The 20060-nt window shown below is 60.9% G+C and carries 18 protein-coding genes; 3 read left to right on the top strand and 15 right to left on the bottom strand.

Going from position 1 to position 20060, the window contains the following annotated elements; all coding sequences use genetic code 11:
- Positions 1 to 123: 123 nt before the first annotated feature.
- From Mal15_RS22710 to Mal15_RS22755, 10 genes are all read right to left on the bottom strand, one after another.
- Positions 124 to 774, bottom strand: coding sequence for a bL17 family ribosomal protein (locus Mal15_RS22710; protein WP_147869858.1), 651 nt, complete (start codon positions 772 to 774; stop codon positions 124 to 126).
- A gap of 73 nt (positions 775 to 847) precedes the next feature.
- Positions 848 to 1837, bottom strand: coding sequence for a DNA-directed RNA polymerase subunit alpha (locus Mal15_RS22715; RefSeq protein ID WP_147869859.1), 990 nt, complete (start codon positions 1835 to 1837; stop codon positions 848 to 850).
- 65 nt (positions 1838 to 1902) lie between these two features.
- Positions 1903 to 2286, bottom strand: a complete 384-nt coding sequence (rpsK, locus tag Mal15_RS22720; protein WP_147869860.1) for a 30S ribosomal protein S11 — start codon at positions 2284 to 2286, stop codon at positions 1903 to 1905.
- Positions 2287 to 2449: 163 nt separating this feature from the next.
- Complete coding sequence (rpsM, locus tag Mal15_RS22725; protein WP_147872374.1) at positions 2450 to 2821, bottom strand: 30S ribosomal protein S13; 372 nt, start codon at positions 2819 to 2821, stop codon at positions 2450 to 2452.
- Positions 2822 to 3006: 185 nt separating this feature from the next.
- Entirely contained in the window at positions 3007 to 3558 is a 552-nt protein-coding gene (locus tag Mal15_RS22730; protein WP_233902970.1) for a dihydrofolate reductase, read from the bottom strand.
- Between the two features lie 117 nt (positions 3559 to 3675).
- Entirely contained in the window at positions 3676 to 4470 is a 795-nt protein-coding gene (locus tag Mal15_RS22735; protein WP_147869861.1) for a thymidylate synthase, read from the bottom strand.
- A gap of 6 nt (positions 4471 to 4476) precedes the next feature.
- A complete protein-coding gene (gene trxA / locus Mal15_RS22740; protein ID WP_147869862.1) occupies positions 4477 to 4806 on the bottom strand; it encodes a thioredoxin in 330 nt (109 codons plus the stop codon).
- A 118-nt stretch (positions 4807 to 4924) separates the two neighbouring features.
- On the bottom strand, positions 4925 to 5746 hold the full coding sequence (locus Mal15_RS22745; RefSeq protein ID WP_147869863.1) for an NUDIX hydrolase: 822 nt from the start codon (positions 5744 to 5746) through the stop codon (positions 4925 to 4927).
- A gap of 24 nt (positions 5747 to 5770) precedes the next feature.
- Positions 5771 to 6517, bottom strand: coding sequence for a sugar phosphate isomerase/epimerase family protein (locus Mal15_RS22750; RefSeq protein WP_147869864.1), 747 nt, complete (start codon positions 6515 to 6517; stop codon positions 5771 to 5773).
- 393 nt (positions 6518 to 6910) lie between these two features.
- The gene (locus Mal15_RS22755; protein ID WP_147869865.1) at positions 6911 to 7441 is read right to left on the bottom strand and encodes a shikimate kinase; all 531 of its coding nucleotides are present in this window, start codon (positions 7439 to 7441) and stop codon (positions 6911 to 6913) included.
- Positions 7442 to 7530: 89 nt separating this feature from the next.
- On the opposite strand from Mal15_RS22755, the gene Mal15_RS22760 reads away from it, so the two are divergent.
- Complete coding sequence (locus Mal15_RS22760) at positions 7531 to 8958, top strand: SGNH/GDSL hydrolase family protein (protein ID WP_147869866.1); 1428 nt, start codon at positions 7531 to 7533, stop codon at positions 8956 to 8958.
- 178 nt (positions 8959 to 9136) lie between these two features.
- Here Mal15_RS22760 and Mal15_RS34445 read toward each other — a convergent pair whose 3' ends face one another.
- The gene (locus tag Mal15_RS34445) at positions 9137 to 11248 is read right to left on the bottom strand and encodes a serine/threonine-protein kinase (protein ID WP_199773717.1); all 2112 of its coding nucleotides are present in this window, start codon (positions 11246 to 11248) and stop codon (positions 9137 to 9139) included.
- Positions 11249 to 11451: 203 nt separating this feature from the next.
- Between Mal15_RS34445 and lnt the strand changes: the two genes are divergently transcribed.
- Positions 11452 to 13248 (top strand): apolipoprotein N-acyltransferase, encoded by a 1797-nt coding sequence (gene lnt / locus Mal15_RS22770; RefSeq protein WP_167546997.1) that lies wholly within the window; start codon positions 11452 to 11454, stop codon positions 13246 to 13248.
- A 159-nt stretch (positions 13249 to 13407) separates the two neighbouring features.
- Here lnt and Mal15_RS22775 read toward each other — a convergent pair whose 3' ends face one another.
- The 3 genes from Mal15_RS22775 to Mal15_RS22785 form a co-directional block, all read right to left on the bottom strand.
- Complete coding sequence (locus Mal15_RS22775) at positions 13408 to 14667, bottom strand: LL-diaminopimelate aminotransferase (RefSeq protein ID WP_147869868.1); 1260 nt, start codon at positions 14665 to 14667, stop codon at positions 13408 to 13410.
- Positions 14668 to 15138: 471 nt separating this feature from the next.
- Positions 15139 to 15900: a sirohydrochlorin chelatase gene (locus Mal15_RS22780; RefSeq protein WP_233902971.1), complete on the bottom strand. Its 762-nt coding sequence runs from the start codon at positions 15898 to 15900 to the stop codon at positions 15139 to 15141.
- Between the two features lie 8 nt (positions 15901 to 15908).
- Complete coding sequence (locus Mal15_RS22785) at positions 15909 to 16301, bottom strand: heavy-metal-associated domain-containing protein (RefSeq protein WP_147869869.1); 393 nt, start codon at positions 16299 to 16301, stop codon at positions 15909 to 15911.
- Between the two features lie 181 nt (positions 16302 to 16482).
- On the opposite strand from Mal15_RS22785, the gene Mal15_RS22790 reads away from it, so the two are divergent.
- Positions 16483 to 18063 carry a BBP7 family outer membrane beta-barrel protein gene (locus tag Mal15_RS22790; RefSeq protein ID WP_147869870.1) on the top strand — a complete coding sequence of 527 codons (1581 nt, stop codon included), beginning with the start codon at positions 16483 to 16485 and terminating at the stop codon, positions 18061 to 18063.
- Positions 18064 to 18360: 297 nt separating this feature from the next.
- Here Mal15_RS22790 and Mal15_RS22795 read toward each other — a convergent pair whose 3' ends face one another.
- Positions 18361 to 20004, bottom strand: a complete 1644-nt coding sequence (locus Mal15_RS22795) for a putative manganese-dependent inorganic diphosphatase (protein ID WP_147869871.1) — start codon at positions 20002 to 20004, stop codon at positions 18361 to 18363.
- Positions 20005 to 20060 lie beyond the last annotated feature (56 nt).

Here is a 20060-nt window from a genome sequence, read left to right on the forward strand (position 1 = left end):
GCGGATCCGTGGACGGCGCGAGGAGTCCTCGCAGTTCGCAGCCCGAATGGACTCGTCGCCTCGTCCACTACCTGAAAACCAGGCACCGACGACGGCCCGGAAGGGCCATCGTACCTGGTGTCGCTAGGCCTTTTCTTCTTCCGAATCGGCGGCGGCTGCGACGGGCTCTTGCTCTTGCGGCGTTTCGGCTTGGCTGTCGCCGCTGTCGGAATCGTCGGCGAACGAAGGTCGTTCGGCTTTGCGCGAGACGCGGTCATTCTTGCCGACCAGTTCCAGGATCGCTCGCGTGCCGGCGTCACCGAGTCGCGGGATCGCCAGACGCACGACGCGGGTGTAACCGCCGTCGCGATCGACGTAACGTTCGGCGATCGTGTCGAACAGGATGGCGGTGGCTTGCTTGTCACCGATCAATTGCACGACGCGTCGCTGAGCGGCGACGACCGGGGCACGGGCCGCGGCCCACTTTTGCCAGTCTTCGCTCTTCCGCCACTTGCGATACTCGTCGCTGCCGCGGTCGGCCGAGCAAGCGTACTTGGCGGCTTCTTCGGCGTGCGGCAATGATTTTTTGGCGATGGTGATGCACTTTTCGACCAGCGACCGCACTTCCTTGGCTTTGGGCAAGGTGGTGGTGATTCGTCCGGCAACCTTGGGTGCGTTTTCATCGAGTTCGGCGTCACGCTCGGTCAAGAACAGAGCGCTGGCAAGGTTTTTCAGCAGGGCCTTTCGGTGGCTGGGACTACGTCCCAGCGTGCGGCCACGTCGTCGGTGTCGCATGACGTTTTCGGATAGGGTTGGATGGTTGTGTTTGCAAAGTGGGATTCCGGCGGCAACGCAGTGTTTGCGTCCGCTAGAACATCGGTTGCGCGGGCACTCGCATGCCGAGGTGCAATCCGTATTGAGCCAGTTTTTCACGGACTTCGTTCAGCGTGGTGTCACCGAAGTTCCGGACTTCCAACAGTTGGTCCTCGTTGCGTTGAACGAGATCGCGAACCGTTTGAATGTTTTCACTTTCCAGGCAGTTGTTCGCACGCACCGACAAACGCAGGTCGGCCAGCGTCATGTTCAGCTTGGCTTCAAGCTGTGCCTCGGGCGAACCCGCTCCGCCGCGGGCGGCCGAGAAGATGCTGGGACCGAGTTCGCGGTATTGGACGAACGGGTTGAGGTGTTTGCGAAGGATCTTGGCCGATTCGACCAGTGCCAGTTCCGGATTGACGCTTCCGTCGGTCCAGATTTCCAGGTTCAGTTTGTCGTAGTTGGTTTTTTGGCCGACGCGGGTTTCTTCGACTTCGTAGCGGACCCGGGTGATCGGGCTGTAGACCGCATCGACGGGGATGATGCCGATTTCGTGGTCGGCGCTGCTGTGCTCGGTGGCGGGGACGTAACCGCGTCCGTTTTCGACCACCATTTCCATCATGAACGGTGTGTCTTCGGTCAGCGTGGCCAACACGAGGTCTTTGTTGATGATTTCGACATCCGAATCGGTCTGGATGTCACCGGCACGAAGCTCACCCGCTTTGTCGCTTTCGACGGTGATCACCCGCGTCGCTTCGCTGTGGTTGCGGACGACCAAGCTTTTGACGTTCAGGACGATTTCGGTCACATCTTCCAGCACGCCGGGGATGTTGGTGAACTCATGCTGGGCGCCACGAATCTTGATCTGCGTGACGGCGCTGCCCATCAGGCTGCTCAGCAGGACGCGTCGCAGGCTGTTTCCGACGCTGGTTCCGAAACCGCGTTCGAAGGGCTCGGCGATGAACTTGCCGTACGTTTGGGATAGGGAATCGCGGTCAACTTCCAGGTTGCTGGGAAGTTCCATTCCACGCCAACGGATATGCATGGTTGTGATCCTGTCGCTTGGGAGTGCAAATGCGGGTGTAAAGGAGTAGACGTGAAAGCGGTCGACTAGACGCGACGCTTTTTCCGCGGCCGACATCCGTTGTGCGGAATCGGCGTGACGTCTTCGATCAGCTTGACCTTCAATCCGGCTGCTTGCAGCGCGGTGATGGCACTTTCACGTCCCGATCCGGGGCCTTTGACACGCACTTCGACGTCCCGCATGCCGAACTTGGCCGCTTTTTCGGCGGCTTGTTGGGCGGCGCACTGACCGGCAAAGGGGGTGCTTTTGCGGCTGCCTTTGAACCCGCTGGTTCCGGCACTGGCCCAGCACAGCGTGTCGCCTTTGACGTCGGTGATCGTCACCGTCGTGTTGTTGAACGTCGCGTGAACATGGGCGATGCCGTTGGTCACGTTACGCCGTACTCGCTTTTTCTTGTTGCTCTTTGCCACTGCAAAGTCCTAAAAACTACAAACGGTTGATGGTTGAACTGGGGCCGAAGGGCAGCGGCGCGGCGGGCGCCGAAGCTGTCTCGGACCGAACGAAAATCTGTCTTGGGAAACGCATCGGAGAAGCCGGCCCACGATCATGCCGCGGCCGAGTCCGTCCGCGCGATTAGCGAAGATCCTTGACGCCCTTCTTTCCGGCGACGGTCTTCTTGGGGCCTTTTCGGGTGCGGGAATTCGTCTTGGTCCGCTGTCCACGAACCGGCAATCCCATGCGGTGACGCATGCCGCGGTACGACTTGATCTCACGCAGCCGGCTGATGTTCTGGGTCGTTTGACGACGCAGCGGTCCTTCGACCGTGTAATCACGTTCCAGCAGTGCTGCGATTTGACCCAGTTCGTCTTCCCCGAGATCGCTGGCGGGGCGCGTCGGTTCCACGCCCAGCTTCTCGCACGCTTCGCGGGCCGTGTGAAGGCCGACGCCGTAGAGATAGGTCAACGAATACTGGATCTGTTTGTCGTTCGGGATGTCGACGCCCAACAAACGGGGCATGGCGATGCTCCTGCAAAATCATCGTGCTAAAACTATGAAGACACAGCACATCTGCGGTGGGAGGCGCCCCGCAAAGGGACCGCGACCACAGAAAGTCAGAAAAAGTGCTGGCCAAGAATCCCGGACTATAGCGAATGGTCCCCTTTTTGCTCAATGGCCACTTTCTCGCCTTTTCAGGAATTTTCGTTTCCCCGTTTCCGGACCAGCCGAAAAAACTCCGTCGGGACCACATCGCGGGGCCCCGCAGGCACGCGAAACTGCTCCACGGTGTGGAAATCCGACAGATCCAGCTCCAGTCGGGTGTCGCCGCGGACCCCGGAAAGGACGCGTGTTAAGTAGACCTGGTCGCAACGATCGATCAGTTGACGGTAGATTTCCGCCCCGCCGACCACGTAGATCGCTGCGTCACCGCCCTGCTGCAGAGCCGCTTCGGGTGACGGCGCCAATTCAACGCCTTCGTAGTCGAGTCCCCGTTGCCGCGAGACGACGATCGTCCGCCGCCCGGGAAGCGCACGCCCGATCGAATCAAAGGTCTTGCGGCCCATCACCAGCACGCCCCCCATGGTCATCTTCTTGAACCGCTGCAGGTCCTCGCGGAGCCGCCACGGCATGGTGCCGTCCAATCCGATCACCCCGCTAGGGGTCATCGCGACGACGGCGGTGACGGGAGGGGAACTAGCGCTGCGCTCCAATTCGATGTCCGTCCTGATGGGTGGTTCGCGCAAAGGGGGCACTTTATCGGTTGACGATGCGATTCGGAGTGTCGCCGTGTTCTCCGATACTCGGCGTGCTCGAAACAGCGAGGCTTTAGCCCGCGCCGACCTCGGAAAGGATGCCGACTGTCAGACCGCAACGGGGGCCTTGATGTGCGGGTGGGGCTCGTAACGGACGACTTCGAAGTCGTCGTAGACGAATTGATCGATCGACTCGGGCGTACGGCGGATCAACAACTCCGGCAACGGCTTCGGTTCCCGCGTCAGTTGCTCCCGGGCTTGCTCGAAATGATTCTGGTACAAGTGCACGTCGCCGAAGGTGTGCACGAACGTGCCCGGCTTGAGCCCCGTGACGTTGGCCATCATCATCGTCAACAGTGCATAGCTGGCGATGTTGAAGGGCACCCCCAGAAAGACATCGGCGCTGCGTTGATACAGCTGGCACGAAAGCCGTTCGTCGCTGACATAGAACTGAAACAGCGTGTGACAGGGCGGCAACGCCATCGCACCGACCTCGCTGACGTTCCAGGCCGACACGATCAGCCGGCGCGAAAGCGGGTTGGTGCGGATTTCGTTTTCGACCCAGGCGATCTGGTCGATCGTCTCCCCATCGGGGGTCGGCCAGGAACGCCATTGGTGCCCATAAACCGGGCCCAAGTCGCCATTCTCGTCGGCCCACTCGTCCCAGATCCTGACCCCGTTCTGATTCAACCAGGCGATGTTGGTGTCACCGCGCAGAAACCAAAGCAGCTCGATGATGATCGAACGGATGTGCAGTTTCTTGGTCGTCAGCAACGGGAATCCGTCGGACAAATCGAATCGCAGCTGACGGCCGAACAGGCTTCGTGTGCCGACGCCGGTCCGGTCGCCGCGATCGGAGCCGGATTCCAGGATGTCTTCGAGCAGGCGGAGGTATTGAAGCATTTCGCTTTAGACCGACGCGTCGATCGCTTCCTGGAGGGCGGCTTTGGTGGTGTTGCCACCGCGGAAGCTGTGCTCGACTTCGCCGTTTTTGAACAACAGCAACGTCGGAATACCGGTGATCCCGAACTTCTGGGCGACGCTAGGCGCGTCGTCGATGTTCAGTTTGCCGATCTTGGCGTTGCTGTTCTCCTCGGCCAATTGATCGATCATCGGAGCGATCGCACGGCAGGGGCCGCACCAAGGTGCCCAAAAATCGACGAGCACCGCGCCATCGGCTTGCAGGACTTCGGCGTCAAAGTTGTCATCAGTAAATTCTTTCACGGCATCTGAAGCCATGGTTCTGGTCCTCAAGAAAACGACAGGGAAAAGTGGAGGCCGGCGACAGCACGCCGATACTCGAGTGCGAATTGTAGGACGCTGCCGGTGGTCGGCCAAGTTAGCCGGAGCGAGAATTTCACCCCGCGCGGTCGTCGATGGCAAGGCAAACCGCGTCGGCAAGCTCTCCGAGAAGCATGGCGGTCGCGCCCCAGACGACACGTCGACGCCCCAGGAAATCGCTAAACTCGATCGCCGGGTGTCCAAATCTGTACTGGAATACCTCGCCGGTCCCCTGTTTCTTACCGATGCGGTCCCGTTTTTCCGTGATGATCTTGCAGGGCGGGCAGGACGAAGCCACCGCGCCGCCCCCGAGTTGCACCACACTCTCCAGGGGCATCTCAATCACCTCGTCGACCTCCACCGGATCGGGATTCCAATCGCCGATCGGGCCTCCGGCGGTCAAAACGAGTGTCTCGACCAGATTGTCGCTGGCGAACACGTAGATCGGTTTCAAGCGCCCGACGACTTGAATCACCTGGGGCGACACCCCCAGCTCTTCCCGGTATTCCCGCAAGGCGGCCTCAAGCGGCGACTCGCCGGGTTCGATCTGACCGCCCGGCAAACAGATCTGTCCGCCGTGATGCGACAGTGCCTTGGGGCGGCGCGTCAGCGTCAAGCACAACCGCCCGGTCGGCCGATGGGGGTAAACGACGATCGCGACGGCCGCCCGACGGGAGTCCAAGCGGGCCGGGCCGCGGTGCCGACCGTAGGACAGCCGGGGGCTGAGTGCGGGCGCGAAACACCGGCCCGTGACGGGAATCAGTGGGCCTTGCAGCCGTGGTGGGGCCGAGCCGCCGAGCACGTGCCCGACCGCCGCACCGAAGGCTTCGATGGAGTCGAAAGCGTCAACGGATTCCGCCCCCCCTCGCTTTTCGGCTGAACTGTCGTCGGCGGACACGGCAAAAGCTCTATCCCAGGTTTTCTACACAAGAGTCTCGAGCAATCGCCGCAGCTTTCGCAATTCGACTCGGTGATCCAAGCCTTCCATCGGCGTCATGTTGACGGTCAACGCGCGATCGTACTTCTCGCGTTCCAACTGGGTGATCAGTTTTCCGTAATCGACTTCGCCCTGACCGACGCTGACCTGAAATGCATCCGGACGGGTGTCGCGAAGGTGCACGTTGCAGACGAACTTTAGGATGTTGTCCAGGCTCTTTCCCTTGGCCGAACCGGTGATGTAGACGCTCGGGTCCAGCGTGATCCCCAGCCCATCGACGTTGTTGCACAGCACCATCAAGGTATCAGGATCCTCGCTCAAGCACCCCAACTGGCTCTTCACGCTGACTCGAACGCCTTCCGCTTCGCCGATCTCGACCAGTTTTTGCAGGTGTTCCACCTCCTCATTGAACGGGGTGCCCTGCTCGGCCGAGGGGACCGTGATGGTGACCACCTTGGTGGTCTTGGCCAGCCAACAGAGCTTGGCGAATTCCTGGTAATGGTCGGCGCCGGTGGAGGCCAATTGCACGCTGTAGCCGGAAATGTCCAGCCGGTGCGTGTGGCGGAGCAATTGAATGGAGCGATCCATATCCTCCAGCAGTTCGCTCGGTTTGACGTTCCCGGACTCGTGAATCGCGATCTCGACGGCGGTGAATTCCAAGTCGGAAGCCAGTTCGATCGCGCCGAGTAATTCGAGACCGGGGAAGCATTCAGTAGAAGCGGCGATCAACACGGGAGTATCCTTTCAATTCAAACGTCAAAAAATATCGGAACGCAAGACGGCGGGCGATCGAACAGCGCGCCGCCGCCACGAAGGGTTTTAGGAAAGGGTACCGAGTTTGGCGATCTGGGCAAAAGACCGGTTTTCGGCCGATGGTGATGAAACGACCGAAGGGGCTCGATTGTGCCAATCGAAACCAAAGGTTCATGCCAGCGGGAAGCGTGAGTCGCCGTGTTCTCCGAACTCGGCGGATCGGAAAAGCAACGCTTTGGCCCGCGCCGACCTCGGAGAGGACGGCGACTGTCTAGCCCAATCGAAGCAGATGCGGAAAACCACTTGCTGACGCTGCGTGCTGGCATTGGGTGCTGGCATTGGGTGCTGCTAGGCTTTCCGCCCCCCATCCAATCACTCACTCAACCATGCGACCACCTCCGCGGCCAATTGCTCGGGGGATTTCTGGTCGGTCTCCAAAACAAAATCGGCCGATTGGCGATACAGCGGTTCGCGGCGTGCAAGCAATTCACGAATCTCTTCGACCGCCGACAAGTCCGTCAACGCGGGGCGGCGCTGGCCGGTGGTCTGGTCGGTGGACAGACGATCGGCGATCACGTCCGCGCCGGCGGTCAACCAAATGCAAACCCCGGTCTGGCGAATCACTTGCCGATTCTGATCACGCAGAATCGCCCCCCCGCCGAGCGAGATCACGCGTCCTCGGGCCTGATCGGCGGCGACCTGGCCCAGGCAGCGTGATTCCCAATTGCGAAACAGCTCCTCTCCGCCTTCGGCAAAAATCTCGCGGATCGATTTCCCCGCGGCTTGCTCGATCACGTCATCCAAATCGACGCACTCGGTGGCCAGTTGGGCGGAAATCAGTTTTCCGACGGTGGTTTTTCCCGTGCCCCGGTAACCGGTCAAGTAAATTCGATCCGTATTCATTGCGATAGGAGTTTTGATTTCAAGTGCCGGACCGATCAAATATCGAAACGCCCCCAAGGTCCACGTCACCGCAACTATCGACGCGGCGCGTGTGGGCATTCCGGTTGATCTGCATCGCGTTGGCAATGTTGCCGTTGGTTGCGGCGGAACTTTACCTTCGCAGCACCCGGCGTGTCGACGTGTCCGACCTGGCCCGCGATCCCGTGTTTGAAACATCGGGGCAGTCATCGCTGTTCGTCCAATCGGACGACTCGTCGCGTTGGATGATTCCCGAATCACGATGGAACTTCTTTCGTCCTGCCTCGTTTGCCGCAGCAAAAGCCGCCAACGTGCGACGTATCTTCGTGCTCGGCGGGTCGACCGTCCAGGGCCGGCCTTACGAAACCGAAACCGCGTTTGCCAAATGGATGGAGTTGCGGCTACAGGCACAGGATCCGTCCCACGTCTACGAAGTCGTCAATTGTGGTGGCGTTTCCTACGCCAGTTACCGCGTCGCGATCATCTTGGACGAAATCCTGGCGCACTCGCCCGACGCGATCGTGCTGTACACCGGCCACAACGAGTTTCTGGAAGAACGCAGCTACAACACGATCGCATGGCAACGGAGTCCGCTACAGCGACTGGCCCAATCGTCTTACCTGGTCCAATCGCTGCGTCGGCGTTTGCAGCCCCCGGCGTCCCCGCGTCAGAATTTGTCGCCGGCGCTGCAAACCCGACTGGACTATGTCGACGGCATGGAACGTTATGTCCGTGACGACCAATGGCGACGCGGCGTGGTGGAGCATTTTCGCGTCACGCTAGAACGCATGATCGGCATGTGCGCCGCCGCCGAGGTTCCGTTGCTGTTGTGTGTGCCGACCAGCGATGTGGTCAAGACGCCGCCGTTTAAAGTGCTGCCGGCGGAATTGGACGACGCGTCACTGGCGGAATTCCGACGCCACTTATCGGTCGCTCAAGATCCCTCGATCGCGTTCGACCAACGCATCGCAGCCTGCGACGCGTGTTTGAAAGTTGATGCCGAGCATGCCGGAGCACACTATCTGGCCGGAAGGTTGCACTGGGAAAACGGCCGAGCAAATCAAGCGAGGTTCCATCTTTACGCGGCGCGCGATCACGACGTGTGCCCCTTGCGCGCGAGCACGCCGATCATCGAAACCCTTTTGCAGCTCGCCCAGCGGCATCGATTGAAACCGATCCGATGCGATCAATTGTTTGATCAAACCGACTCGCAGTTGAGACCGCTTCCTGATGGGATCGAGGATCCACAACGGTTCGCCGACCATATCCATCCGACGATCGCCGGGCATCAGGAAATCGCCTCGGCCGTTTCTGATTCCGTGATGGTGTTGTTTCAGATCCGCGCCAGCGAGGCCGGCGAGGAAGCGTATCGACGGAGCGCGGCGGAACATTTGGATTCGCTGGACGAAACCTATTACGCCCGCGGCAAACAGCGATTGGAAGGGCTGAAGAACTGGGCCGCCGGACGCGCCGGGAAGCTGTCGCTGGACCAGGAGTGAGTGGGACGTTGGCACCGTTCCGATTGCCCAGGCAGGGACGTCCGCCGAAACGCATCGCACACACTGCAACCGATGCCCCCACGGATAGCAGCGCGAACCCACGGATCCCAGGCTGCGAGTCATCCGTGGGTTCGCGCTGCTATCCGTGGGCTGGTTCCGGTCTTGATTGGAGGGCGATTCACTCCGCTGGGTCGCCGCCGTCCCGGCCGGGCTGTTCTGTCACACCGGAGCCAGCAGCACCGGAGCCAGTCACACCAGGGCCGCCGGATTGCGAGGGGCCGTGCAGTAGACGTTTGGCACGCTCGCGGGCCGGCGCCGCCCAGGGTTGGCCTTCGTAGAGTGTGACGATGCCTTCGAGTAACGTCCTGCGTTTCTGGTCGGGCAATTGTTCGGCGTTGTCGATCCGCCGCATCAGTTCGCTCAACTTGGGGTCTCCCGGTGAGCCGTCGGTTTCGGTCTGAGCCTGGGTCAGCCGGTCGATTTCGAATGTGGCCAACTCGACCAGACGCGACCCCTCGCCGTCTTGGTCGGCCGACTCGTTGGCAAACACGGCGATCCATTGACGCAGTTTTTCGACCGCGGCGCGCGGATCGTTCTGCCGCAATTCCATTGCTTGCAGAAACGTTGCCTCATGCAACGGCCCTTCGCTGGTTCGCAACTTGGCCTTCAACTTCAAACGCCGCACCGCCGCCTCGACACGATAGATCTGCTCCCGCTGTCGGATCTCGTCGGCCCTGGGATGATCGGGAAACAGTTTCAGGAATCGTTCCATTTCATTTTGAACTTGAAACGACTGGGCGGATTGATCCGGGGTGTCGATCTTGGCGAGCAATTCCTCCGCCGTCGGTCCACGTGTGGACAGGAACAAGAACACGGCGCCGGCGATCAGCAACAGTGAGAGCGCGGCGATCGAAACGGCGCGCAGCGCCGGGTGCTCCGTCTGGGCTTTGGGCGACACAAAGAAACCTTCGCGCACATCGCCGTCGGAAACTGTTTGAAAGTGTGTCTTGCCGCCCGAGGTGACGGAGGTGTCGATGTTGCTGGAGCCGGCGTCGCCGGCCGTTGCCCGGCTCGCGTCCTGATCGCCGTCTGGATCACCGTCTGGATCGCCGTCTGGATCACCGTCCAGTGGTGCCGTGACCGCGGTCCCGAGCACGGTCGCCTGTTTTCCGTCATGGCCCTCGGTATGCACGGTCGGCGCCGCCGGGTCGACGCTGCCCGACGCCGTCTGGCCGTCGTCATCGATGTCCCAAAACGGGAGAGTGTCTTCGGGACGCGTTTTGCCCGAGGGTGCCTTGCTGGCGTTACCGTCGGGTTTCTTTTCGGCGTCGGTGGTATCGATCTGGTGCTCCGATCGATCCGTGTCGGCGGGATGGTTGTCGGCCGGAACTTCCGGCGGCTGATGCTTGGTGTCGGTGCCGGCGGCAGCATCCGATTCATCGCCGGGGCGATCGGACAAGGTCTGCAGCCGATGCAATCCGGCGCGCATCGCTTTCAATCGATTCATCACCGCCAGTGCGGTCGGCGGTCGATCCTCGGGAAGTTTCTCCAACAGTTCCATCACGATCTGCACGACATCGTCGGGCAAATCGGGATCGACCAGGTCCAGCGAGACGGGGTCCTTGTGCTGCAGCGCCGAGATGACTTCGGTGATGTTCTTGCCGCGAAAGGGCGGCTTGCCGCACAGCATCGCGTACATCACGCAGCCCAGTGCGAACAGATCGGTCCGTGACGTGACGCCGCTGCCGTTGGCCTGTTCGGGTGCCATGTAATCGGCGGTGCCCATGATCGATCCGGCGGCGGTTTGGTCCTGGCCGAAGATCTTGCTGATGCCGAAATCCAGCAGCTTCACCGTGCCGTCGTGCTGGACGACCAGATTGGCCGGTTTTAAATCACGATGTGTCACCCCAAAATCATGGGCGTGCTTGAGTGCCGCACAAACTTGAATCGCGATCTCGATGGCCTTCATCCAAGGCAGCTTCTTTTCGCGGCGGATCAGCTCTTGCAGCGTGTCGCCTTGGACATACTCCATCGAATAGAACAGCATGCCCTGCTCCTCGCCGAACCCGATCAATTTGACGATGTTCGGATGGCTGAGCAGCTTGAGTGTTTTGATTTCGGTGTCAAATCGCCGTCGAAATCGCATTTCGTCGGACATTTGAGCCGAGATCAATTTCACCGCCACGTCCTGACCCGATTTGGCATGCTGGGCCTTGAACACCGATCCCATTCCACCCTTGCCGAGGGTCTCGCCGATTCGGTAGGGGCCAAGGTATTCGGGGGGCTTCATGTCGAATCGACGCGTGAGAAAAGACTGAGAGAAGGAGGAATCGGACCGAGAGTCAGATCGTATCTTAAGGCGAGCAAGCCGGCTTCATTAATCTAGCAGGTTTCCGGCATCAGACGTCTGGGGGGGCCGGATCCGAATTCCGCTGGCCGCCAGATTTCCGTACCATCTGGGGCATGAACACCTCGGCCCCCCCTGCTGAATCCATGCGGTCTGAAACATTGTCTGGCGATCGAACTTTGTCCGCCGAAGACCGGCCGAGCACCGAACCACCGACGGCCAAGTCGCCGATCGGGCGGACGTGGTGGCTGATCGCGCTGGCGTCGTTGATCGTGCCTTGGCTGAGCCAGCCCCCGTTGGCGTGGTGGCCGTTGGCTGCCGTCGCCGTCACGCCGCTGCTGGTTGCCGCGACACGCGCAACGATCTCGCGGCGACAGTACGCGGTGTTGTACCTGGCCGGTGCCGCTTACTGGGCGCTGACGCTGCAGGGACTGCGGTTCGCCAATCCGTTGATCTATCCCTGCTGGATCGCGCTGGCCGCCTATCTGGGGATCTATCCGATCGCCTTTGTGGTGGCGTTGCGGCGTTTGATGCGAAACGGCGTTGCGATGATTCTTGCCGCGCCGCTGGCATGGGTGGCGATCGAGTGCGTTCGCAACTACCTGTTGACCGGCATTTCCGCGACCATGCTGGGGCACACCCTGGCCGACGTCCCGACGATGATTCAAATCGCCGACTTGGGCGGCAGCTACGCGGTTTCGTTGGTGATCGTCGTCGTCAACGTGGCGTTGATTGCGGCGTGGCAGTCGCGAGGAAAAGCGGCGACCAGTACATCAACGCCGACGCATGATGAGCAGACGCGCGATGAGACGGCTGCCGAGAGACCGTTGATCGAGAAACCGTTGATCGGGGGCGTTCGGGTTTGCAGCGTTGTCGCGCTCGCGCTCGTGTCGGCTACGTTTCTGTACGGCCGGTATCGTCTCAGCCAACCGTCCCGGTCGTCAGAAACCACGATCGCGCTGATCGGACGCAACGAGCCGGTGGAATACGATCAAGACCCATCGCGGGAATTGGAATTGTTCGATGCCTACGCACAAGAATCGATCCGAACGTTCCAGTCCACGGAGCGTTCGATCGATGCGGTCGTTTGGCCCGAGTCGATGTTCACCGGCCGAATCCCTTGGATGGCCGGCGAGGGCAACGGCGCGATGGCGCGTGAATTGGGACTGACCGAGGATGAAGAGCGGGCGATGATCGCCGAGCACCGCAAGCGGTTTCAGTTTCGCGCCGCCTCCCTTCAGGCAATGCTGGCGACCCACAACGGCCCCGACGCGTCTCGACCCGCTGTGATCGGTGGCTGCGGCGTGATCGACGACGGTGCGACGACGAAGATGTACAGCGGGATCGTTCACGTGGGGGCCGACGGCCAGGTCCGCGACTGGTACGGCAAGATGCACCTGGTCATGTTCGGCGAATACATCCCGCTGGTCAAACACCTGCCGATGGTGCGAGATTGGGTGCCCAAGAATCTGGGGCTCACGCCGGGCGAACATGCCAAACGGTTCACGGTCGGCGGGACCACCTTGTGCCCCAACATTTGCATCGAGACCGCGGTCGAACGCGTCGCGATCAATCACCTGCGTGAACTCAATGACGACGATCAAGGGTTACCCGACGCGATCGTCACGGTCACCAACGACGCCTGGTTCGATGATTCCAGCGTCGTCGTGCATCACAAACGATGCGCGCAGCTGGTCGCCGTGGCCTGCCGTCGCCCGATCCTGTCGGCGGCCAACAATGGTCCGACGGTGTGGATCGACAGCAACGGCCGAGTCGTCGACGAACTGCCCCAAGGCGACAACGGATGTGTGATCGCCACGCCCGACATCGACAGCCGGACCAGTCTGGTGCTGATGATCGGTGACTGGCCGGCGCGGGCTTGCACGCTGTTGGTGTTCGCGATGCTGTGGATGCCCGGCCGACACATTGGGAAGGGCCCGTAGGCTGGCGGACAATGCCCCGACTTATGAGCCGACGGCGCTAGCCGCGGGCCTTGATTGCCCTGCGAGGCTTGTAAGGCCCGAGGCTAGCGCCTGCGGCTCGGTTTGCGATCGGGAGGCCCGAGGCTAGCGCCTACGGCTCGGTTTGTGATCGGGAGCCGCCTAACCGCGGGTGAACTTGGCTTCGCTGAGCCGGCGTTTGGTTTCGGCCATCAAAGCGTCTTCGTCGGCTTCGCTGTCGGCCACGTACGTGACGCTGAAACGCAGGTACGCTCCGGCGTCGTCCCACGGCACGGTGACGACCCCGAGTTGTTCGATCAGGAACCGCGTGGCGTCCTCGGCCTTTTCAAACGTCTCGCCGCTTTCGGTCCCGGTCGGCGCGGGCGTGTACAGGAAGTACGTCCCGCCGGGCATTTCGCAATCGAAACCACATTCTTTCAGAACTGCGACCAGCTTTTCCATCCGGCGACGATACTTCGCGTTGATCCGCGCGGGGATCGAATCGTCATCGAGTGCCGCGGCGGCAGCTTTTTGAGTCGCAATGAATTGACCGCTGTCGCTGTTGTCCTTGACGTCGGCAAAGGCGGACACGATACGTTCGTGACCGGCGACGAATCCCATCCGCCATCCGATCATGTCATAGCCCTTGCTCATCGAATGCACTTCGACGCCGACATCCAGCGCGCCGGGCGTTTGCAAGAAACTGGTCGGCTTGCCGTCAAAGGTCAGCAGGAGATGCGCCGCGTCATGCACGACGACAAACTCTTTTTCCTTGGCCAGTGCGACCACCTTGGCGAAAAACTCCGGCGTCGCCAATCGTCCGGTCGGCGAATTGGGATAGTTCAACACCAGCAACTTGGTGCGTCGGTAGACGTCCTCGGGCACCGAATCCAAATCCGGCAGAAAGTTGTTCTCTTTCAATAGCGGCAATCGGAACACGTCACCGCCGTAGTAGCGCGTGTGCGTCCCCGCGACCGGATAGCCCGGTACGGTCATCATCGTCACGTCGCCGGGATTGATGAAACATGCCGGCAACATCGCGTAGGCGGGTTTGCTGCCGATGCAGTGATTGATTTGCGTCGCCGGATCCAGGTCGACGTCAAAGTGTCGCTTCATGAACCGGGCGGCGGCTTGCTTGTACTCGATCACGCCGTTGTCGGCGTAGCCGCGGTTTTCAGGCCGGTTAACTTCGGCCGCCATCACGTTGCGGACCGATTCGTCGGCCATCGCGTCGTTTTCACCGATCCCAAAGTCCAGCAACTGGCGATCCGGGTGGGCGGCCAGCGCGTTGCGTTTGGCGCGTTTGATCTTTTCGAACTTGTAGATCTCGGTGCTCTTTCCATAGCCGGCCCCGCCGATGCGGTCGGCGAACAACGATTGGAAATAGGGATCTTTGACGTCAGGTTCGGTTGCGGTGGACATGGCGGCGATCGGTGGAATTGAAGAAAAATGTTAGCCCGAAATGATAAACCGACGGGCAAAAACTCGCGAGTGCCGCCGTGTGGGTTTTCCCGGCGGGTGTTTTGGCAATTCGCCCTCCCGGGCAGGACACTGGGGGGCACCGCAAACCTTGAGTGTGAAAACCGGCTCGCACCGAGAGAATTCGGCCATAGGCCGTTTACACCCCTAGCCTTGGGCATCGCCCAAGGTGCAAAAAGAATTCTGGAACGATTTTGGCCAACGGCCATAGACAACTGTTCGGGCCGACGCGAGGCATGTGCATGGCCGTTGGCCAAATCCGAGATCGTTGCCGCAGTTTTCCTGGGGCGGCGCCGCCTCGCTACGCTCAATCGGCTTGCCCCAGGCTACGGATTTGCATGCCCTTCAGGCAAAGAGATTTGTCGAGGCACTAACACCCGCCTGCAGGGCCGATCCTGCCCCCCGCCCAACCGTCTACCGCGTCGCTTGGCCGATGCGTCGCATCAGCGCTTCGGCGACCTCGGGGGTCGGCCCCAGGTAGTCGCCGACGACGAATTGAACGTTCGGGTGCCGCTGCGAAGCCTCGTGGACTTGCGTGCCGATCGCGTCGTACAACCGCCCTTGGAACAGCAGATGCGGCTGGACGATCACCGTCCGGATCCCCGGACGGGTCGCCAATTCGTCCAGCGTTTCGGGAACCTTGGGCTCGGCCATCGCGTAAAAGCCGACCGCGTGCCCGCCGATGCCGCAACGCCGCGCCACGATTTCACCGAGCACTCGCATGTCCGCTTTCGCGCAAGGGTCATAGCTGCCCCGTCCGACCGTCAACAGGGCGACGGAATCGTCGGCCTGGGGTGTGGCTTCTTTGATGCGACGGACCAACAGCTCGACGATTGTCGGGGCACGTGACAGGGGGCCTGATTGGCAGGACGTCACGCCGGGCGTCTCCGCGGTGCAGGCGGCGACGGCATCGGGGATATCGCTGCGGGCATGTCCGGCGGCGAACAACAGCAGGGGCGCGACACAAATCTGTGTCGCGCCGCGGCGGACCAGCGTCTGCCATGCTTCGGGGATCGTGGGGTGTTGGAACTCCAGCAAACACCCTTCCACCGGTACCGGAGCCATGCGCCGGGCCAAGACCGATGCCAGTTGAAAAAACTCGGCTGTCCCCTCGGGGTCTCGGGTCCCGTGCCCGACCAGCAAAACCCCGTCGGTTGGTGGCGTGACCGTGGTCACGTCGACCACTAGTTGTTGACGACCGTTGATCCGCTGAATCCGGCCGCTTCCAACTGGGCGATCGCCTGGTCAGCATCAAAGCCGTCTTTGTAGGTCACGATGACCTGCGGATTGTCGATGATGCCGTCTTCTTTTTGCGGGGCCAATTCCACGGTCAGGACGTCGGATCGCTTTTCCAGGTTTTCCTTGACGCTGGGGTAACACGCAAACGGGCAATGCATTTCGGGAACGTTCATCGTCAACGATGCCGTGTTCACATCGGCATCCGGAGTGATCGAAGCCGTCTCGGCAGCTGCCGGAGACTCATTGGTCTGGCCGGCAGGTTCACTCGGTGACATTGTGATCAGGTACATGATGCCGGCAGCGGCCAGGATTGCGGCGCCGTAAGCGAGAGAACGCATGTGGTTGGTCCTTGGGGTTGGGAGGGCGGGCGTTTGTGGGGCTGCCCCCATCGTTTCATCTTGACGTGAATTGGTCAATTATCGGAATTTCCGTCGGCTGTCGGCATCCGCCACCAGAAACTTGATCGAAAATCCGCGATCCAAGCGATTTTCACTCCTCTTTCGCTCGGAGACTAGCCCGTTGTTTCAATTGGATCTCAGGATTGCCGAGCGAAAAGGGGTCAGGTACCAAAAACCAAATGGCCCGCAGGGTGCTTCGCATTTTTGGTACCTGACCCCTTTTCGCGGTCTTGCGCCGCTGACGCAACTCAGTTGGCTGGTCGGCGTGCTGATGATCGCCGATTTTAGCTCCGCCCAACCGGCGCCGTCATCGTTTTCTGGAAATACGCTGCCGATGGTCGCGGGGACGGCATCGAGTGATCCCTACCAAATCGTCGCACCGGCGGGGTTGGTCGCACCAGGTGGGGGCTCGCTGGTGGACGGTCAGGCCTATCGCAGCTCGGATCCCTATGCATTGGCTCCGCCGCCGACGCTGGGGGCAGCGTCCAGCCCCCCCGTCGTCCAGCAGAATGTCCATGGCGCGACAGGACTCTTTAGCGGACCACTTTTTCAAGGGGGGCCGATCTACAACACGGTCGGTCATTTCGATCCGCTGATTCCCGAGCTGCGAAATCGGCTCCATTCCCGGCTTGCTTTTCGCGCCGAATACCTGCTCTGGGATGTGACGGGAATGGATAGCCCGCCACTGGTGACGACCAGCCCTAGTGGCACGGGGCAAGGCAGCGCCGCCGTGCTCGGCCAGCCGGGCACTTCGGTTGCCTTTGGGGGCGATTCGCTGAACGACGGCTCCGTCAGCGGCTTTCTGCTCGGCGGCGGATGGTGGATCACCCCGCAACAGAATTTTGCGATCGAAATGGAGTACTTTCAACTGGACGAGCTCGATGACGGTTACAACGGATCGAGCGACGGCGCGGTGATCTTGGGGCGTCCCTACGTGGACATCACTCAAGGCGTCGAGACGGCCGAGCTGATCGCTTATCCCGGGCTGGTCGGCGGTGACGTTCGCGTCGGTTCGGAGACTGACCTGCGATCGTTCTTGATCGACGGACGCATCTCGCTTTGCCCCGCCCATGGCGCCTGTTGCCAAAACTGTGGACTGCGCAACCGCACCGATTGGATCATCGGTTACCGAAACATCCGCCTGGAAGACACGCTGGCGATCAACGAGAACCGCCGCAGCTTGGTGGCCGGTCAGGACCGAACGATCACGTCGTCCGATCAGTTCCAGACCACCAACCAGTTCCACGGGCTGCAACTGGGTGTCGTCCGCCGCATGCTGCTTCAGCGGGCTTGGCTGGAAACCTCGATGCGGGTCGCGATCGGTAACACCGAACAAACGCTGCGGGTTGCCGGCAGCACCACCATCAACGATCAAGGCACCTCGGCGACCTATGGCGGCGGATTGTTGGCACAGACGACCAACGGCGGCACGCGGAGTCGTGATGAATTCAGCATGATCCCGGAGTTGGGCATTCGGCTGGGATTCCGATTGACCGATCGGTTGCACGCCAACATCGGCTACACGGTGCTGTATCTGCCCAACGTGATTCGTGCGTCCGAGCAGATCGACCGGGACATTCACCCGGGCTTGATCCCGCCCGGTGCCGGGGCAGTCTCGGGTGTGCTGCGTCCAGCGGTCACGTGGGACCAGTCGGATTACCTGGCCCATGGGTTGCACCTGGGCGGTGAGTTGAATTTTTAGCGTTCTGCGCTGGTGTCCAGGCTTTAGCCCAATACCGCTAAGTTAAGGCCGAGGGAGAAGCCCGGACGCTGGCGCGAACCGGCTGATGTCGGACGATGATCAGCCGTTTGGCGCGAGCCTGCGGGCCCTCCCCGCAGGAAACAACGCTTAACTTAGCGGTATCGGGCTTTAGCCGCCGGCTCTCGCTGCTTCGCAGCGACGGGGAATCGCCTAAAGGCTAAACACCAACGTGCGCTGGTGCACACGCTTTTGCCGCTCCGAATCGCCTCGAGGCGAGACACCGACACGCGCTGCGATTCAGGCCGATTCCATCAGGCTGCTGATCAGCGGCAGCAGTTGTTTCTTGCGGCTGACGACGCCGTCGAGTTGATACAGCCGGTCTTCCAGTTCGGGATAATTGATTTCTTCCCAACCCTTGGGTTCGCTGCTCATCATCAGCAAACTGCCGTTGCTGACGATGTCGGTGACCAGCAAGGCGCTGAAGTCCAGTTTTTGATCCCGGGCCATGCCCTCAATTGCACCGAACAGTTCGTCTTTACGTTCCCAGAACAAATCGAACCCGATCTCTTCGATTTGCGAGATGGAAAATGCGTGTCCGGATTCTTCGAAGTGCTTGCAATCTTCGCGAACGACTTGATCGGGCGAGCAGGTGCGGAGTGCCGAGCCGACTTTAAAGAAGTCTTCGGCAAATGATTCCAGCGGCACGGTGCAATACTGCTGCAACCACTGCAGCAGCTCTCGGTCGGTGTTGGTGGTCGTCGGTGAGCGCAGATAAAGCGTGTCACTGATCATTCCCGACGCCATGCAGAGCGCGACACCGGGCTCGGGATCCATGTGAGCTTGGCGATACATTTTCGCCACCAGCGTGCACGTCGATCCGACCGGTTCCATCGTCAATCGAATCGGTTCGGTGGACTTGAGTGATCCGCCCAAGCGGTGGTGGTCCAGCACTTCAACGATCCGCGCGTCTTCGGCTCCGGGGACTGCCTGGCCCAGTTCGTTGTGGTCGACCAGCACCAGTTCGGTTTTGGGCGGATTGACCAGGTCACTTTTGCTGAGCACGCCGACGAGTTTGCCGTCTTCGATGACGGGGAAAATGGTTTGCGGAGACCGAAAGATTTTGTCGCGGGCTTCGGCAACGGGCATCTTTGCAGGCAGCGAGACGAAATCCTGCTGGACGATATCACCGATCAGCTGCGCCGCCTTGATTCGCATCGTCGTCGTCGCGGTGTCAAACGGGCTGCCCAAGACGGTGATCCCGCGGGCCTTGGCCAGTTGCATCAACCCGTCGGATAGTTGGTAGCCGCCGGTGACGACCAACGCACGGACGCCAAGCTCCAACGCGGGCAGTTGGATGGTCGGGCGGTCGCCGCTGACGACGAGCAACTTTTCCGCCGGAAATTGCTTGATGTGGTCGGTGAATCCGCCGGCGCTCATCGCCCCCACGCTGACGATCAAGTCCTCGTCGACGTCCGGATTGACCACGTGTTGAAAGGACCCGCCGAGCACCGACGCGATCTTGTTCAGGTTCGTCCGCACCTGGCGCGATTTCAGCGAATCCACGCCGCTGTCGAGCACCAGTTCCAGCATGTCCAACAGCGAGATGATCCCGGTCAGTCTGCCGTCGCGATCGACCATCGGAATACTTCGCAACCCACGTTCGTCCATCCGGCGATAGACGTCGTAAAACACTTCGTCGTGGTGAGCCAACGTGACGTCGGTCTGGCAAACGTCTTCGACCAACGGATGGACATCCATCACGATCCGCGGTGCCGAGAGCTGGGCGATCTTGAGTGCGTACTCGGTCCGTTGGTTGGGCGGGCCACAACTGGCCGCGATCGCATCGGGCCGCGTCGTGCGTCTCAGAAAATCGGCATACGCGATCGCCGAACAAATCGCATCGGTGTCGGGGTTGCGATGACCAAAAACGAATAAAGCCATAAGACACGATTAGAATGGAACGATTTGCCTGGACCCGCCGGGCATTGTCACCGCAA

The organism is Stieleria maiorica, assembly GCF_008035925.1.
GTDB classification, from domain to species: Bacteria; Planctomycetota; Planctomycetia; order Pirellulales; family Pirellulaceae; genus Stieleria; species Stieleria maiorica.

Bases quoted from the DNA above. Each gene is read 5' to 3' on its own strand.
- Mal15_RS22710 (WP_147869858.1), bottom strand. From the start codon at position 774: ATGCGACACCGACGACGTGGCCGCACGCTGGGACGTAGTCCCAGCCAC.
- Mal15_RS22715 (WP_147869859.1), bottom strand. From the start codon at position 1,837: ATGCATATCCGTTGGCGTGGAATGGAACTTCCCAGCAACCTGGAAGTT.
- Mal15_RS22735 (WP_147869861.1), bottom strand. From the start codon at position 4,470: ATGCTTCAATACCTCCGCCTGCTCGAAGACATCCTGGAATCCGGCTCC.
- trxA (WP_147869862.1), bottom strand. From the start codon at position 4,806: ATGGCTTCAGATGCCGTGAAAGAATTTACTGATGACAACTTTGACGCC.
- Mal15_RS22755 (WP_147869865.1), bottom strand. From the start codon at position 7,441: ATGAATACGGATCGAATTTACTTGACCGGTTACCGGGGCACGGGAAAA.
- Mal15_RS34445 (WP_199773717.1), bottom strand. From the start codon at position 11,248: ATGAAGCCCCCCGAATACCTTGGCCCCTACCGAATCGGCGAGACCCTC.
- lnt (WP_167546997.1), top strand. From the start codon at position 11,452: ATGCGGTCTGAAACATTGTCTGGCGATCGAACTTTGTCCGCCGAAGAC.
- Mal15_RS22775 (WP_147869868.1), bottom strand. From the start codon at position 14,667: ATGTCCACCGCAACCGAACCTGACGTCAAAGATCCCTATTTCCAATCG.
- Mal15_RS22785 (WP_147869869.1), bottom strand. From the start codon at position 16,301: ATGCGTTCTCTCGCTTACGGCGCCGCAATCCTGGCCGCTGCCGGCATC.
- Mal15_RS22795 (WP_147869871.1), bottom strand. From the start codon at position 20,004: ATGGCTTTATTCGTTTTTGGTCATCGCAACCCCGACACCGATGCGATT.